Origin of the sequence: Pseudomonas sp. NPDC087358 (assembly GCF_044900785.1) — a bacterium.
In the GTDB taxonomy this organism is placed as follows: domain Bacteria; phylum Pseudomonadota; class Gammaproteobacteria; order Pseudomonadales; family Pseudomonadaceae; genus Aquipseudomonas.
Genome location: NZ_JBJDOA010000003.1, coordinates 42,346 through 59,195, shown reverse-complemented (window position 1 = coordinate 59,195; position 16,850 = coordinate 42,346). Strand labels below are relative to the sequence as shown.

Here is a 16,850-nt window from a genome sequence, read left to right as displayed (position 1 = left end):
GCGCGAACCTCATAAGCTTTAATCACAACGTTAAATCATTGTTCCATAACGGGTTTTCGGCCGGTCCCGCCTCGCGACGGTCCCGGTTGATGCATGGCTTATAGCAGCATCAGGATCACTGAAGCAGCTTCAACACCGCCGCCGGCAGCTGATTAGCCTGCGCCAGGATGGCGGTTGAGGCTTGTTGCAGGGTTTGTTGTTTGGTGAGCTCGGCGGTTTCGGCGGCGAAATCGACGTCCTGAATCTGCCCTCGGGACGCCTCGGCGTTTTTCACCATGTTCTGCAGGTTCTGCATGGCGCTCATCATGCGATTCTGATTGGCGCCTAGATCCGCGCGGGCTGAATTGATCTTGCTGATCGCCTTATCGATGGCTGAGATGGTGTATTCGATGTTTTCCGTACGCGCAGCCTTGTTCAGGGCTATGTCTGAAGCTTGGGCGTTCGCAACGTCCTTTTCGGCGTCAAACAGTTTTTTCTTGGCCGTGTTCAAGGTATCGATATCGGTTTGCGCGGGGCTCTGGATTGCCGCAAAAGTCGTCTCGGCAGTTTCCAATTCCGTCTTAGCAGTGTCTACCGCATCGGTCATCGCTTGCGTGACGGTGTTTGAAATATTACGAAAGCCAGAGCCGTCGATAGAAAGGGGCGTGTACTGTCCTTTGACGATGGCTTTGGAGCCAGAGGTTGTCGCGTCTGCAGGGACATCAGCCCGATCTTCAGCCGCAGCGAGGATCGACTCGGACGAGAAATCATCACTAAGAGTAAGACTGATCTTTTCCGTCGCGCCGACATTGGCACCGATCTGGAAGCTCAGCTCCCCCGCACTGCCATCGAGCAAGTTAAGCTCTGCACCGAACGTCGTTCCTTTGGCAGTCCGAGACACTTCTGCGCTCAACTTCAAGAACTCAGCATTCAAGGCAGCGCGTTCTTTGGGGCCCTTATCACCGTTCGCGGCTTGAACGGCCAAATCGCGCATCCGCTGCAAATTGTTCAGCGATTGATCCAAGGCACCTTCCGCCGTTTGAATAATCGAAATTGCCGCTCCAGCGTTACGCGTTGCCACAGTCATTCCGCGAATCTGGGTCGTGAGGCGCGTCGCCAGCTGTAATCCTGCAGCATCATCCTTAGCCGTGTTGATCCGCAAACCCGAAGACAACCGCGTCATGGCGGTACTCAACGAATCAGAGGAGCGGTTCAAGTTTCGCTGAACCGACAGCGACGCAATATTGGTATTAACGGTCAAAGCCATTTTGAATTCCCTCGTTGATAGAAACGGCAGGTTTTCAAAAAGCGGGGAAATCCATTTCTCCCGGAAAACCTACAGTTTCGTTATCGACGAATCAAAAACCGGCTTTAACCACTTCCCGCTCCGTGCCCCGGTGCCACCACGACAGATGTCGGACGATTAGCTGGCCAACTGTTTCAAATATATAAGTTAAAAAAAAACCAAAAAAAACGACCCGTCTGGGTCGTCTCTATCAACTATTGCTAACCGCCCTGTAAGAACTTTCCTTGATTAGTCCGCCATCGGAAAGATCATGCTTGGCACAACTCTACAAACTCCACCTCCAGCCAATCCGCCACGCCTATCCAGTCCTGGCGTTCCTGACAGTGCAGGATCGCGCTCAACACCTGCGTCCACTGCGCCTGCTCATCCGGCGGGCGCGAGGTCAGCAGGGGCATGGCGGTGTCGAGCAAGTCGACCATTTTCAGCGCGGCTTCGATGTCGCGGCCCAGCCGAAACAGTCGGGCGCAGTGTCGGGCGTCGTTGATGATCGGGGTATCAGGGCTCATGCGGCTGTCCATTGCGGATCGAACTCGGTGCCGGCGATGAAAGCGCCGTCGCGGCTGGTGTTGAAGAATTGCACTTCAGGGTGCAGCGCAATGTAGCGTTCCAGCTCGATAAGGTAGCTGCGGAAGTTGAGTTGGGTCTTGACCTTGTTGCCACGGCCGTCGCGCACCCAGTGTCTGGCGACGTCCAGTGCCGGCCCCAGGTCGCCGTCCTGCCAGCCGGTGTGGGTCTTGCCGCCGGGAAAGGCAAAGTCGGCGCCGAACAGGGTGATCCGCGTCGCGCCCATTTTCACCGCCAGGTCGACCGCCGGGTGGATCACGCTGCCGCCCACGTGCAGGGTGGCCTTGGGCAGTTGCTGGCGAATCCGCGAGTACACCGGGCTGCTGGAATAACCGACGTAGCGCGGGCCTTGCCAGGCTTGGAGCATGGCCACGTCCTGGCGCGGCAGATAGACCAGCGCGGTGCCTGCGCTGTGGTCGGGCGGCAAATGACGCGCCGTGATGCGGTGGTCGATGCTGACCACCAGATCAGGCTTGATGCCCTGCTTGCACAGTGGCACATAGGCGGTATCGACGCAGATCACCAACGGCCGCTCGGCCGCCTCACACCTGTGTGACAATCGCGGCAGGTGCTGTTGCAGGCTTGGGCCGGTGGCGATGATGAACACCTCGCGGCCAGGCTGCGTGGCAAACAGCGCCGCAACGTCGGTGTCGTGCTGGATCAACGCCCTGCCCTGTTCCAGGCGCTGGATGTTGTCAGGGTTGTCCGGGGAGAACTCCTGGTTGTTGAAGCCGACATGCACCTCGCTCACCAGTCGATCGCGAATCCGCGCGGCGCTGTCATCGGCCAGCACCAGCTCGGCGGGCAATGCAAAAAACGGCAGCTGTATTTCGCTCCAGGCATCGGCATAGTCCAGGCTGACCCGCGGGTCTGCCAGCCAGTCATGCTGCTCCAGCAGTTGCAGGATCAGAGCAAACAAGGCGCCGTTGAGGATGTGCACGTGAAGCTGTTGCAAGGCGGGGCCGGTCAATAGCACGCGCTGTAGATCGCCCAGCGCCGGGCCATAGAGATGAATCTGCGAGCTATCGCCAGGCAAGCTGTCGGCCTGCAGCCGGGCTTCGGCAAGGCGATCATGGCGGCTGGTGAGCTGAATGCCGGCGATGCTCAGGGTCGAGCCCCGGCCTTCGAGCAATTGCGCGGGGACAGACTCAGTGTCTTCGGCCAAAAGCCGTTGAGCGACATGCGGCCAGCGCTGCTCGATGATCGCAAGATTGCGCTGATGTATCTCGCTCATGACCGCCTTCCTTTCCCCGCCAAAGCGACAGAATGCAAAACGGCGACGTGAAGTTCAACGTCGCCGTTTTCCGTGACTCAAGGTCAGGGACGATAAATGATCGCCGAACCCCAGGACAGGCCTACACCGAAACCGCTGAGCGCCACGCGCTTCCAAGGGGCGTTGAGCACGTGCTTTTCGAGCAGCAACGGAATGCTGGAGGAGACCGTGTTGCCGGTTTCCAGCATGTCCTTGACGAACTTCTCGGGGTTCTTGCCGTCTTCGAAACGACGCGCCACCGCGTCGACGATGGCCGCGCTGCCCTGGTGGATGCAGAAGGCATCGATGTCCGACGATTGCAGATCGGAGTCTTGCAGCAGTTCATTCAAATGCGCCGGCACCTTGACCAGGGCAAAGTTGAACACCTGACGACCGTTCATGAAGAACGCGCCATTGCTGGTCTTGAGGAACTCCGCACCGCCGCCATCGGTACCGAACTTCGCCTTGCCCAGTTGCCACGGCGCGTCTTCGCCCATCCAGGTGGCGGTGGCCGCGTCGCCAAACAGCATGGTGGTGTTGCGGTCTTCAGGATCGACGATTTTCGAATACGGATCGGCGGTCACCAGCAGGCCGTTTTTCAGACCCGCAGCTTCCATGAAGCCCTTGATTGCGTAGATACCGTAGACATACCCCGAGCACCCCAGGGAGATATCGAACGCTGCGACGTGGGTCGGCAGACCGAGCTTGTGCTGGACGATGGCGGCGGTGTGCGGCAGCCCTTCTTCGTCGCCGTTCTGGGTGACGACGATCAGCGCATCAATGGACTCACGGGAAAGGTCCGGGTTGTTGGCGAACAATTGGTTGACCGCTTCGACGCACAGGTCTGATGTTTCCTGAGCATCGTCCTTGCGTGGCAGAAAAGCAGAACCGATCTTGCCAAGGATGAAGTCCTCATCCTTCCCGAATTTGGCACCCTGCGCGTAATTGTCGACGCCGGCCGCAGGCACGTAACTCGCTATGCTTTTAATGCCAATCATCATGGCTTCCCAATCTAAACTGCTGAACATCACCCATCGCCATCAGGCGGGGCATTGAAAATCCGGGGCTTGAGGCCGAAAAAGCGGCGACAAAAAGGGGTTGGCGCGTTCAGGAAGTCCTGAAAAACCGCCGTATGCCTTTATCTTCTGCAAGCACGATACAGTGAAGATGCCCGTTATGACTCACAGGTCACCAAAAGTTTTACAAGCTTTTAGCTGACCGGTGAGTACTGCGCAAGCGCGGATTGAGGCTCAGACAGGCAATTGACATGAAGTTGTCATGGGTTTTTGAAGGCTGAACGCAAATCGCCTCCGATGATCAACGACCTTTCTAGCAGCCGGCTTGCGCGAGCCGCGTTCGCACCACGCGGTAGTGTTAGAGGGATCGTTCCCACGCTCCGCGTGGGCACGCAGCGTGTGACGCTCTGCGTCACGCGACGAGCGACGCGGAGCGTCGAGGCAGGTGCTACCACGCGGAGCGTGGGAGCGATCAACGGCTTTCGCGCGGAATCAAAAGCAGGCGGTGCAACGGATGTCGATCGCCTCTACCCGCAGGACGCAAGAGGTCGGTCGCCTCTGCCCGCAGGGCGTAGGAGCAAGCTTGCTCGCGATCTGGCGCGAAGCGGCAGCAAACCCTGTGACCAGAAGCGATGCTGCATCGCGCCTCAACCAATTACGTCCCAACTCAACGGGGTTCCGCGCTTGAGCGCCTGGCGGGCGCTGCGGCCGAGCACGCTGTCGATGTGTTTTGGCGCCAGGCCGAGGCCGGGGCGGATCGCCCGCAGGTTCTGCTTGCTGAAGACCTCACCGGCTGCAATGTCTTGCACCACATACAATGAACGGCGGTATTGCAGCGACTTCTGCTCGGCCTGCGTGGCGCCGTACTGCACATGGCCCAGGCCCTGCCAGGCACGCTCGGTTTCGATCACCAGGCTAGCCATTTCCGCAGGTTCCAGGGAAAAGCTGGCGTCCACGCCGCCATCGGCGCGGTCCAGGGTGAAATGTTTTTCGATCACCGTAGCCCCCATCGCCACCGCTGCGATCGACACGCCCAGGCCCATGGTGTGATCGGACAACCCCACCTGGCAGCCGAACAGCCCGGCCAGATGCGCGATGGTCCGGACATGGCTGTTTTCAGGCGACGCCGGATAGGTACTGGTGCATTTAAGCAATACCAGGTCCGTGCACCCGGCCTGCCGGGCAGCGCGCACACTTTCGTCAAGTTCGGCGATGCTGGCCATGCCGGTGGAGATGATCATTGGCTTGCCCGTGGCGGCAACCTTGCGGATCAGCGGTATGTCGGTGTTTTCGAAACTGGCGATCTTGTAGGCCGGCACGTCCAGGCTTTCGAGAAAGTCCACTGCGGTCTCATCGAACGGCGTGGAAAACGCCAGCATGCCCAGCTGCCTGGCGCGGGCAAAGATCGGCGCGTGCCATTCCCAGGGCGTATGGGCCTTTTCATAGAGCGCATACAATGACGAGCCCGCCCACAGACTGGCGGGGTCCTTGATGAAGAACTCGCCCTGGGCAATGTCCAGGGTCATGGTGTCGGCGGTGTAGGTCTGCAGTTTGAGCGCATGGGCGCCCGCCTTGGCCGCAGCCTCGACGATGCGCAACGCCTGATCCAGCGACTGATTATGGTTGCCGCTCATTTCGGCAATGATGAACGGCGGCGCGTCGGGGCCGATTGTCCGGGAACCGATCTTGAACTGACTCATCAGAGCTCACTCGCTGCAATGACAACCGGCCAGCGCTGACCGATGCCTGAAAAATGTTGGCAGGACATGGCGTCAAACGCCCGGCCCTGTGTGTCGGTTATCGGCACGCGCGATCAATACATCAGCGATGCGCCTGGTCCCACGACCATCGACCAGCCCGCGCGAACGCTGGGCAAAAGCGCGACGCAGCGCAGGATCAGCGACAAGCCGTTCGATGGCATCGGTCAATTGTGCCGGCTGCAGCTGCTCATGCGGTCCCAGATACAGATGCATGCCGGCCTCGGCCAGCAGCTGTGCATTGAGCTGCTGATTGCGCGCGACCGCGATGCAGATCGTCGGCAAGCCCAGCGCCGCCCGCTCCCAAGTGGTTCCGCCGCCGGCACCGATGAACAGATCGACCTGCTGCATCAGCGCGAAGAAATCATCCACCACTGTATGCAGGCGCCAGTTCGGCCGGGCCTTGCTCAGCACACTCAGCGCATCCCACTGGGGGTTACCCAGGCCTGCGACGATATCCACCTGCAGGTCATCGAAGTGTTGCAGGGCCAGCATCGTTGCATGCACCTGAGCCGCCGCATCAAAGCCACCAAAATTGACCAGCACCCGCTGGACACGCGGTTTGATGATGATCGGCTGGCACGCGAACGCCTCACGCAGCAACGCAAAGCGCGGCCCGAGAAAGGTCTGGCAGTCGGCCTGGAGCCACCGGGCATAAGGCGCGTCGAGCACCACGGCGCAGTAGTTCTGATCCAGCAACAGGTCCACCGCGTGGGGCCGATTGGCCAAATCGTCGATGGCCATCAGCTGTTTTGCCAACGGTCGCACGGCGTTTTCCCAGCGCGCATCCAGACCGTAGTGATCGACGATCAGCCAATCGAACGGCGCTTGATCCTGCAAATGCCCGCTCAGGGCCTGCACATCTTCTGCCCAGGGCAATGACGCCTCACTGTCGGCGCTGCTCGGTTCCAGCCCATAGCGCTCGGGCAACGGGTAGCTGGCATAACCCTGATCAGTCAGCCGCTGCAGCAGATGCCCTGGCAGTTGCCGGCAGGCAAAACGCACATCGGCGCCCTGCTTGCGCAGCGCGTTAGCCAGGGTCAGGCAGCGGGCGATGTGGCCGCTGCCCAGGGTGATCGAGGCATCGGCGCGGATCAACACGCGCATTATCCAAGCTCCCCACCGGCCTTGAGCGCCGCGTACAGGTACTCGGCGCGCAGCCAGTCTTCTTCGTTGTCGATGTCCTGCACCAGGTGTCGAGGCAGGATCACCGGCAAGCTCAATTGGGAAAACACCGTATCGCCGCGCAACCAGGCTTCACTGCGGCCCCAATAGAACTGCCCGGCATCCTGATAGGCCGGCGCCAGGTCCTGCGAGCGCACGTCACGGTACTGCGGGTGCATCGACTCCAGGCTGCCGCTGTCGTTGATCAGCAAGGCGCGCTGGACCGGGAAACCGAAGCTGCACACCGAGAACGCATAGGATTTTTCCGGCGCCGCGTGCAGGCTTTGCAAACCCTCACGCAGGTGACGCGCCTGCAACAGCGGCGCGGTTGCATAGATGCAGCAGGTGTAATCGAACCGCTGCTGTAGGGCATTGATCGCGTGCACAATGACCGCGGCCGTGCCGGTGTAGGCATCGGCCAGTTCGGCGGGGCGCATGAACGGCACAAGCGCACCACAGGCGCGAGCCACGTCGGCGATTTCCTCGTCGTCGGTACTGACCACCACCTGATCGAACGCGCCGCTGGCCAGTGCCGTGCGAATGGAGCCCGCGATGATCGGCTCGCCGTTGAACAGCTTGAGATTTTTGCGGGCGATGCGCTGGCTGCCACCGCGCGCCGGGATGATGGCGACGGCGGTCACCGCTGCTGCCCTGCGATCGACTCAACCATCTGCGCGACTCGACGACGGCTCATGGCTCAGCAAACGTCGCAGCTGATCGACCACGTAATCCTGTTGTTCATCGGTCATCGCCGGGAACATGGGCAGACTGATCGCCTGCGCGTAGTACGCCTCGGCCTCAGGGAAATCACCCGTGGCAAAACCCAGATCGCGATAGTACGGCTGCAAATGCAGCGGAATGTAATGCAGGTTGACGCCAATTGCGGCTGCACGCATGCCGTCGAACAGCTGACGGTGGCTGAGCTTCAGGCGCTCGGTCTGCAAGCGGATGACGTACAGGTGCCACGCGGACTCGGCCTCGGCCTGGGTGCTGGGCAGGGTGACCGGCAAATCGGCGAGCAAAGTCTGATAACGCGAGGCCAGCTGGCGACGTCGAGCGACAAAGCCATCGAGTTTGTCCAGCTGCGACAGGCCCAGCGCCGCCTGCATGTCGGTGATGCGGTAATTGAAGCCCAGTTCGACCTGTTGGTAATACCAGGGGCCGTGGCTGGGTTCATCCATCTGCAGCGGGTCGCGGGTCATCCCGTGGCTGCGCAGACGGCGCAGGCGTTCGGCCAGCGCCGGGCGATTGGTCAGCACCAGACCGCCCTCCCCGGTGGTGATGATTTTCACCGGATGAAAGCTGAACACCGTCATGTCGGCAAACTCGCCACAGCCTACCGGCCGCCCGGCGTAGTGCGCGCCAACGGCATGGGAGGCGTCTTCGATGACCACGAAACCGTAGCGTTGCGACAGCTCGGCAATGGCCCGCATGTCACAGCTCTGCCCGGAAAACGCCACCGCCACCAGCACCTTGGGCAAGGTGCCAGCACGTTCGGCGATTTGCAGCTTGCGCTCGAGAGCGCCGACGTCGAGGTTCCAGGTCAGCGGATCAATGTCGACAAAATCCACATCCGCGCCGCAATAACGTCCGCAGTTGGCCGACGCCAGAAAGGTATTGGGGCTGGTCCACAGCAAGTCACCCTCCCCCAACCCCGCCGCCAGACAGGCAATATGCAGCGCGGCCGTGGCATTGCACACGGCAATTCCGAAAGCGGCCTGGCAACGCTCGGCCATGGCCGCTTCGAAGCGCTCGATGGTCGGTCCCTGGGTCAGCCAGTCGGACTTGAGCACCTGCACCACCGCGTCGATGTCTGCCTGATCCAGGCTCTGCCGACCGTAGGGAATCATGGCGCGATGTCGGCGTGCAGCTCACCAATCTGGCGAACCGACATGAAGTCCGGGTTGGTGTCGGAACGGTATTCGAAATCATCGGCCACGGGCAGACCCTGCTCGCCGGTCGCGTCGACGGCAAAATCGGTGTCTACGTTATTGAAACGAATCGACGGCACGATGGTGTAGTGATCGGCGAACTCCAGGGTCATGCGCGCGTCATCCTGCGGCACCATCAACTCGTGAAGCTTTTCACCGGGACGAATGCCGACGATCTTGTGTGGCAAGTCGGCGGCCATGGCCTGGGCCAGATCGACGATACGCACCGACGGGATCTTGGGCACGAAGACTTCGCCGCCATGCATGCGCGCAAAACTCTGCATGACGAAATCCACACCGTGATCCAGGGTGATCCAGAAGCGCGTCATGCGCGCATCGGTGATCGGCAATTCCCTGGCGCCGCCCGCGATCAGCTTGTTGAAAAACGGCACGATGGAGCCGCGCGAACCGGCCACGTTGCCATAGCGCACCACGGCAAAGCGGGTCTGCTCTTCGCCGCCGATATTGTTGGCGGCGACGAACAGTTTGTCCGACAGCAACTTGGTCGCGCCGTACAGGTTGATCGGGCTGGCCGCCTTGTCGGTGGACAGCGCGATGACCTTCTGCACACCGTTGGCGATGGCCGCGGCGATGATGTTCTCCGCGCCATTGACGTTGGTGCGGATGAATTCGGTCGGGTTGTATTCGGCGGCCGGCACATGCTTGAGCGCCGCGGCATGCACCACGTAGTCGATGCCGCGCATGCCTTGCTGCAAACGCTCGGCATCGCGCACGTCGCCCAGGAAATAGCGCATGCATGGCGCGTTGAACTCTTGTTGCATCTCGTACTGCTTGAGTTCATCGCGGGAGAACACCACCACTCGCCGAGGCTCGTAACAGGCCAGCAGCGAGCGAATGAACATGCGACCGAACGAGCCGGTCGCGCCTGAGATGAACACTGATTTGCCATTGAACATGACGATTACCTTTACCTGTCCGTCTTAGCCGAGCAACTGCGCCCAGTTCACTGCGCCAGGAGCGCCGAGGGTGAACGTCTGGCCATTCTGGGCCAGGTTCTGGTTGTACGCCTGATCCTGGGCAAAATTGTCCGCCCACTTGTCACGCAGTGCCGCAAGCAGGGCCGGCGCATCGGCGATGGTGCCCTGGTGAATCACCTGGACCTGCGGTGTCCAGACCACCATATGCCCGCTCTGGCCAATCTTCAGGCACAGATCGACGTCGCTGAATGCCTCGCTGAACACTTCTTCGTCCAGGCCCTGGACCTGCTCGAACAACGCCTTGCGCACCATCAGGCAGGCACCCGACAGCGCCGAGTAACTCTGCTCCAGCATCAGCCGGTTCAGGTAGCCCGGGGCATGCATCGGGTGCCCTTTGAACGCGGCAGTGACGCCGTGTTCGCCGCCCAGGATCAGCCCGGCCTGAGTGATCTTGCCCTGTGTATCGGTAAGCTTGGCGCCCACCGCGCCGACTTCCGGACGCTGCGCCTGATTGAGCAGCGAGCCCAGCCAGTTCGGATTGACCACCTCAGCGTCACCGGCCAGCAGCACCAGGTACTCGCCCTTGGCCTGGGCCGCGGCATGGTTGAGCAACGCGGTGCCGGTCAGCCCGGTGCTGTCGGTGACGACACGCACGCGGCTGCCGGGCTTGTGCTGAGCCTTGAGCCAGGCCTGGGTCGGCTCGGCAGTGTGCGTACCGACCGCGACCAGCACCTCGTAGGCGCTGTAACGCGTGCGGTAGGCCACGCTGTTCAGGCAGCGCTGCAATGCGCTCAGTTCACCCGAAGACGGGACAATGATCGAGACCAGCGCACGCTCACTGTGGCGGTAGTCTATCTGCCAGGTACCGGGCAGCGCCGAGCTGACCAGCGCCTTGTAACCGCGCGTGTTGAGGTGACGGACCAGCGTCAGGCGTTCGTGATCGTTTTCTTCCAGCGTCGGTGCGTCGCTGATCAACAGCGGCTCATCCAGATGCGCGAGCCCACCCAGACCATCGTTTTCGATGATGCGCAGCAACAGGTCGAATTCCAGGGCATCGCTGTAATCGGCCGAATAACCGCCGACATTGACCACTACTTCGCGGCGAACCAGCCAGTGGCGCGCCATCAGTGACGGCAGGCTCTGCAACAGATCGAGGTTGAAGCCGGGGCGGAATACGTCCACCAGCGCGCCGTTGGCCAACCGCTGGAACTCATCGACGCAGACCGCGCTCAGCTGCCCTGCCGACTGCAACTCCATGCCGGCACGCAACAGACCCGCGTCGGTGAACACATCGCCGACCTGCGCCAGCAACAGCCAGTCGCAGCTCAGCTGCCGGGCCGCCTGATTGAGCTTGTCGACATAGTTGGTCTTGCTGACTTTGACGAAGTGCACCGTGTTGTTGATGGTGGTGGCGACCGGCAGATCTCCGGTGGTGAACACCACGACACGGAACGCTTTGGAGTGACCTTCGACCAGGCTGTCGAGGGTCAGCTGCAGCTTGTCCATATCGTCCTCCAGGTCGAGCAGCAACAGACCGAACTGCGGCCCGCCGTTGACCGCCGCCAGGTGCGCGGTGGCCGCCTGGACCTGTTGCGGATCGGGCGAGCGGGCAGCCAGCCAGTTGAGCAACTGGCCCGACTGCATGGCGTCCAGCGCCTGGCGGCTGTCGAAATACGGCAATGCCTGCAGACGCTCGGTCCAGGCCTGCATCATCTGTTCATCGGACTCTTGATTCTGACCGATCAACCCCTGTGTCAGGCTTTTGACGACACGCCGATTGAACGGGCTGAGCGCCATTGCCGCCCACAGACGGTTAGTCACGGTCTCGGGGACATCGTTGTCATGGCCCTGGAGCAGTTGCTCCTGACGCACCCAGACGCCTTCCAGTTGTTCCAGCTGCAGGTTGCCGGCCGGGAAGGCATGGATGAGGAATTCGAAAGTCGTCAGTTGATCGAAGAACGCCTGGTTATAGAACGGCATCTCGACATATTGACGCGGCTCGAAGCGGTAGTCCGGGGTTGCCGACGGCTCGATCCAGGCCGACTGGAAAATCCGCTCCACGGTCAGCGCCTTGCCGTTGCGCAGGCTGTCGGCAAGCACCGCCAACGCGTCCTTGATCACGCCGCCGGCGAGCAGCGGGTTGATGTCGTCGATGCTCGACAATTGCTCGGCGAGAAAGGCCGAAAAGGTCGCGCGCTCCTGGGCGCAGCGTGCGTCCTGGCGGGTCAGCGCCTCGAAGATGCCAGGCTCGACACCGCTGTTGCGCGAGTCGAACTCACGCACGATGTACGGCACATCGAGGATGCGCGCCTTGGCTCGGGCCAACAGGTAGAAACCATGGCCGATTTCCTGCCACTGAGCGTTGGCGTCCTGCGGCAAGGCGTTGTACCAGTCGCGCAGCAACGGGGTGCGGGTGACGGCATTGAACGGCGGAATGTACTGAGAGAAATAGTCACTCACGCGCTGCTGAGCAGTGGCGGCGCTGTAATCGTGCTGGACCTTTTTGTCCCGGCGCAGGTATTCGACACTGCTGGCCGCCGCTTCAAACATCAGCGAATAGCCGTGGCACAGGCCGTACTCCGGCTGCTCGGCGAGGAATGCAACCGAATCGGCCAGCGCCTGATGAACGATGAAATCACTGTCGCCGGCAAACACCATATAAGGCGTCGTGACTTGCGCCAGACCATGGGCAATGCCTGCGCTCATCTTGTGCGCCGCCAGATGCGGCAGATGCAGGTATTGCGTGCTCGCCGAGGCTTCATCGAGAAAGCCGGCCGGGGTCACCGAAAAGTCGAGAATCAGCAGTTTGCAGGCCAAGGGCCGGTAGTGTTGCAGTGCCCTGCGCAGATAGGCGGGCCGGTCTTGAGTGACAACAACGACAGTCAACGCGTCGTTGAGCGTCGACAGACGATCGAGGGGCAAAACGTTGTTCATATCCGATTCCTTAAACCCGGCCTATCAGCCAATTCACGCAGGGAAAACAGCATTACTCCGCAGCACGGACAACGCCGCCCCCGTCGACAGCTCAACGAGGGCATTCAGCCATCAGCAGACGTCACCGCGCGGCAGCGTATGCCGTGGGCCTGCGCCAGAGAATTGGCTGGTTTTGAGGACGTATTGCAGGAAACGCGCCAGCAATCGAGGGCCGTCAATTGCCGCTGTTGCGAGGCGCTGTGACCAGCGGGGCGCTCAGGCACACCCGCTGGTTTTAAGAGCGGTCAGTCGGCGAGCCAGCCGTTGACCCAATGTTGCAGGTTGTCGTCACGCAACATGAAATCGCGCTTGACCACTTCGTGCAGCTCATCGCCCTGGCGATAGCTGGCGTCAGGGTCGGACAGATGACCGCGGATAGCGTCCAGCCACTCGGCGGTGCTGTTGGTGATGATCCGGGTGCGCGGCAGATAACCCTGATAGGCCGCCGTTTCAGTGCAGATCACCGGGTAGCCGCAAGCGCCGTATTCCAGCAGGCGCAGGTTGCTCTTGCAGTCGTTGAAGATGTGCTGCTCCAACGGTGCCACCGCCAGGTCCAGGTTCAGGCTGGCCAGCTTGGCCGGGTACAGCGCCAGGTCGACGACTTTGTGAAACTCCCGGACATAGGGCCGCAGGGCGTCCGGGCACATCCCGAAAAACACCCAATCGACCTCGTCGGCCAACTGCCGGACCACCTCGGCGATGACCTCCAGATCACCGGAATGGCTGGTGCCACCGCCCCAGCCCACACGCGGCTTGTCGCTGGTGCGCCGGCGGCTGCGCAGCCCTTCCCAACGTGAGGGCGTGAGCATGTTGGGGACCACGCGGATGTCCGAATGCATCGATGACAGGGCATCGGCCAGCGGCTGCGTGGACACCACGACGCGATCGCACAGCGAGATGCCGCGCCGGACCACGCGTTCCATCTCCTGGCTGTCGGGCATGCCGCGGATATGGTCGTTTTTCTTGGGTACATGGATGACGTAGTCATCGAGTTCAAAAATGCGTCGGGCGTTGGAATAGGTCTTCAGGCTGACGATTTCGTTGACCCGGTCTTCGCTGTAGCGACCCTGCAAGACTAAGATGTCCGGCGACAGCCGTTCAATCTCGATGGTGCTCGGCTGGCTGTAGCTGATCACGCCCGTGGCGCGGCCTGCCGACTCCAGGGCAATCATCGGCTCGGTAACCCGGTAATGCCCAATGGCCGAGGCGTTGATTGGCACCGCCAGGACCAACGGCAGGTGGTGCGTGGAAAAAGGCGTCCAGCCGCTGTTCAGACCCGGCTCCAGACCAAAACTGGCAGCGCCCAGGCTGCTCAGCGCCAGGTTCGGGTTGTACGCCGGATCTCGCGCCACCTGCGGCAACCAGCGTAGATAGAACCGCTCCTCGTGCTGCGTCCGCTGCTGTTTCCACTCCTCGTCACGGGTCGGCGCCGGTTGCGAACCCTGAGCCAGCAGCGCGTGGGGGGTCCAGACCACCAGAAAGCCGTTTTCGCGTATCCGCAGGCACAGGTCGACAAGGCTCAGATGATCGGAGAAGTCCGAGGCGTTGAGCCCGGTCAGACTGTCGAACAGCGACTTGCGCACCATCAGGCAATCGCCGCCCACGGCGCTGAGCTCGTGCACCACCTGCAGCCGCTGCATGTAGCCGCAGGACTGAATCGACTCGCCGGACCAGGGCATACCGGCGGGGCCATGCAAGCCGAGGATCAGGCCGCCATGCACGACGTTGCCATCGGGACCGAATATTTTGGCGCCGGTGACTCCGACTTCCGGGCGTTGGGCCTGGCTGACCAGCTCGTCGAGCCAGTCGCCGTGAGTGATCACCGAATAGGGGTTGAGCAGCAGCAGGTAGTCACCGCGCGCATCCTCGGCGGCCTGGTTGTACAACGCCGCATGGCTGTTCGGCTCAGGCAGATCCAGCACCCGCAGGCGATTGCTGTCCAGCTGCCCCATCGCCGCCAGCCAGGCCAGGGTCTGCGGCTGCTGGCTGCCGTTGTCGACGATCAACAGCTCGTAGCGGCCGTAGGCGGTCTTGTCCAGCAGGCTTTCCACGCAGCGCTGCAACGGCGGCAGCTGGTCCTTGATGATGATCATGATCGAAACCAACGGCTGCTCATCGTGCAAATAGCGCACGCGGTTGACCAGCGACAGCTTTTCATCGGGCTCGATAAGGTGAGCCACCCCACAACGCTGCAGATGCTCCTGCACCAGCTCAAGGTTCTGCTCGCGCACCTCGGGGGTGGCCAGCCAGCTCGACAGCGCGAACTGCGACTCGACCATCAACTCGCTCAGGTGCCCGATGGCCTGCTCGCCGCCCTCCTCGACCAGACGCCACAGCAGATCATGCGGCGCCAGCACGCCGTGGCGACTGTCCAGACCGCCAGCCTGCAACAGCGCTTGGCGCTCGAACGCCAGGCATCGGCCCACGTAGGGATAGCTGCGCAGCAGATCCAGGTTGAAGTCAGGTTTGAAGACCGGCTCCGCGGACTCGCCTTCGATCAGCGCACCTTCGTCGCTGTATACGCAGGTCAGGCGATCGTTCATTGCCACCCGCTCGGCCAGCATCAGCAGCGCAGGCTTGACCAGTCGATCGCCTGCGCGCAACAGGTAGATCCATTGCCCGCCGTCCAGTTGCGGCAACAACCCGTTGAGCTGCAGCCACGGATCATCCTGCAGCGGCATGTAGAACACCCGCCCCTCCAGACGTGCCTCCTGGCAATTGCACGAGAGCACCAGGGTCAGTTCAGGCGGATACAGCTGGTCGTCGAGGCTGTGCAAGGTGATGTTCAGGCTGGCGCGACTGCCGGCCTGGTCGATCACCACCGGGACAATCCGCGGCCGCGAAGGCCATTGCGCCAGTGTGTTGGGCAGCTGTTTGTGCTGCACCTCGGTCAGCGTGCGGCAGGCCAGCCATTGCGCGTAGACATCGGCGAAGCTGTCGCTGTTGGCCCCCACTCGCCATGGCTGAATGCTCTGCTTGGTGCCCAGGGAACGGGACAACGGCAGTTCCTTCCAGACGCGCTCGTCGGTCTGGGCAGTGTCCAGGGGCTGGTAGCGCACCCAGCCTTTGCCCAGTGCAGGATCACCGCTACGTGCCTTGAGCATCTGCAGCAGCCAGTTACGCTCGGCATCCAGAGCGTCCTTTACCGCCTGCTGGCGGCTGAGCCGCTCAGGATGCAGGCGCTCGACGCCGAGCACGTTGTTGAGCACGACGACGTTGCCCCGGCGCATCATGCAGACGTACAGCGCCAGATCGACCAATGCAACGAAACAGTGGCCGGGTTGAGTCAGGGCCGGCAGAAATTCCAGCAGGTCCGCGCGGCGAAACAAGGCGCTGCTCAAGCCGCCCAGAAAATTCAGCGGGAAGGCCTCGATGATGCCCAGCAGATCCTCGCCCTTGAACACGGCGCTGTTCGGCGCCAGGGCGGTGTTTTCCAGGCGTGCTGGCAACTGGGCGTCATTGGCGTCCCAGAACAGGCGCTGGGACAGCACCAGATTGACGTCGTCGTGCGCGCTCAATTGCTCGGCCTGCATCAGCACCGACTGGGGGAAAATCTGATCGTCGTCACAGAGCAATTTGACGTAGTCGCCCGACGCCTGAGCCAGGCACTCGCGCAGGTTGCCGGCAAACCCCAGGCGCTGCGGATTGCGCACATAGCGCATGGGCACCGGACTGCTCTGGGCGAACAGATCGAAACTGGTCTGGATTTCGTCACCGCGTGAATCGTCGCACACCACCACTTCGATGTTGGCGTAGCGCTGGGTCAGCGCGCCCTGCAGCGCCCGCCGGAAGAAACGCGGGTTGAAGGCGGGGATGACGATGCTGACAAGAGGAGCTGGATTCACGGGGATAAACTCACAGGCGGCAAGCGGGAGTGCCGTAACAATCCTGCTGAACCGCTGACGATAACGGTTGACGTGCGGCGCGGGCAGCACCGGTCGGACGACCGGCACTGCCAGGGGTCAGGCGA

General features: G+C 61.7%; 11 protein-coding genes. All 11 read right to left on the bottom strand.

The genetic code is table 11. From position 1 onward, the window contains the following. Positions 1-115: 115 nt before the first annotated feature. Positions 116-1,246, bottom strand: a complete 1,131-nt coding sequence (locus ACI2KS_RS07115; RefSeq protein WP_404618565.1) for a flagellin — start codon at positions 1,244-1,246, stop codon at positions 116-118. Positions 1,247-1,533: 287 nt separating this feature from the next. Further along, positions 1,534-1,791 carry a hypothetical protein gene (locus tag ACI2KS_RS07110; protein WP_404618563.1) on the bottom strand — a complete coding sequence of 86 codons (258 nt, stop codon included), beginning with the start codon at positions 1,789-1,791 and terminating at the stop codon, positions 1,534-1,536. Continuing rightward, positions 1,788-3,083, bottom strand: a complete 1,296-nt coding sequence (locus ACI2KS_RS07105) for a motility associated factor glycosyltransferase family protein (RefSeq protein WP_404618561.1) — start codon at positions 3,081-3,083, stop codon at positions 1,788-1,790. The genes ACI2KS_RS07110 and ACI2KS_RS07105 overlap by 4 nt, the downstream gene beginning before the upstream one ends. Positions 3,084-3,166: 83 nt before the next feature. Then, entirely contained in the window at positions 3,167-4,099 is a 933-nt protein-coding gene (locus ACI2KS_RS07100; protein WP_404619467.1) for a ketoacyl-ACP synthase III, read from the bottom strand. A gap of 665 nt (positions 4,100-4,764) precedes the next feature. After that, complete coding sequence (gene pseI, locus ACI2KS_RS07095; RefSeq protein ID WP_404618559.1) at positions 4,765-5,817, bottom strand: pseudaminic acid synthase; 1,053 nt, start codon at positions 5,815-5,817, stop codon at positions 4,765-4,767. A gap of 72 nt (positions 5,818-5,889) precedes the next feature. Next, entirely contained in the window at positions 5,890-6,981 is a 1,092-nt protein-coding gene (pseG, locus tag ACI2KS_RS07090) for a UDP-2,4-diacetamido-2,4,6-trideoxy-beta-L-altropyranose hydrolase (protein WP_404618557.1), read from the bottom strand. Beyond that, entirely contained in the window at positions 6,981-7,679 is a 699-nt protein-coding gene (gene pseF / locus ACI2KS_RS07085; protein WP_404618555.1) for a pseudaminic acid cytidylyltransferase, read from the bottom strand. Before pseF ends, pseG begins: the two co-directional genes overlap by 1 nt. A 21-nt stretch (positions 7,680-7,700) precedes the next feature. After that, a complete protein-coding gene (gene pseC / locus ACI2KS_RS07080; RefSeq protein WP_404618553.1) occupies positions 7,701-8,888 on the bottom strand; it encodes a UDP-4-amino-4,6-dideoxy-N-acetyl-beta-L-altrosamine transaminase in 1,188 nt (395 codons plus the stop codon). Then, the gene (pseB, locus tag ACI2KS_RS07075) at positions 8,885-9,886 is read right to left on the bottom strand and encodes a UDP-N-acetylglucosamine 4,6-dehydratase (inverting) (protein ID WP_404618551.1); all 1,002 of its coding nucleotides are present in this window, start codon (positions 9,884-9,886) and stop codon (positions 8,885-8,887) included. The genes pseC and pseB overlap by 4 nt, the downstream gene beginning before the upstream one ends. Before the next feature lie 24 nt (positions 9,887-9,910). Beyond that, a complete protein-coding gene (locus ACI2KS_RS07070; RefSeq protein WP_404618549.1) occupies positions 9,911-12,841 on the bottom strand; it encodes a TIGR00180 family glycosyltransferase in 2,931 nt (976 codons plus the stop codon). A 284-nt stretch (positions 12,842-13,125) separates the two neighbouring features. Continuing rightward, positions 13,126-16,725, bottom strand: coding sequence for a glycosyltransferase (locus ACI2KS_RS07065; protein WP_404618547.1), 3,600 nt, complete (start codon positions 16,723-16,725; stop codon positions 13,126-13,128). Positions 16,726-16,850: the final 125 nt, after the last annotated feature.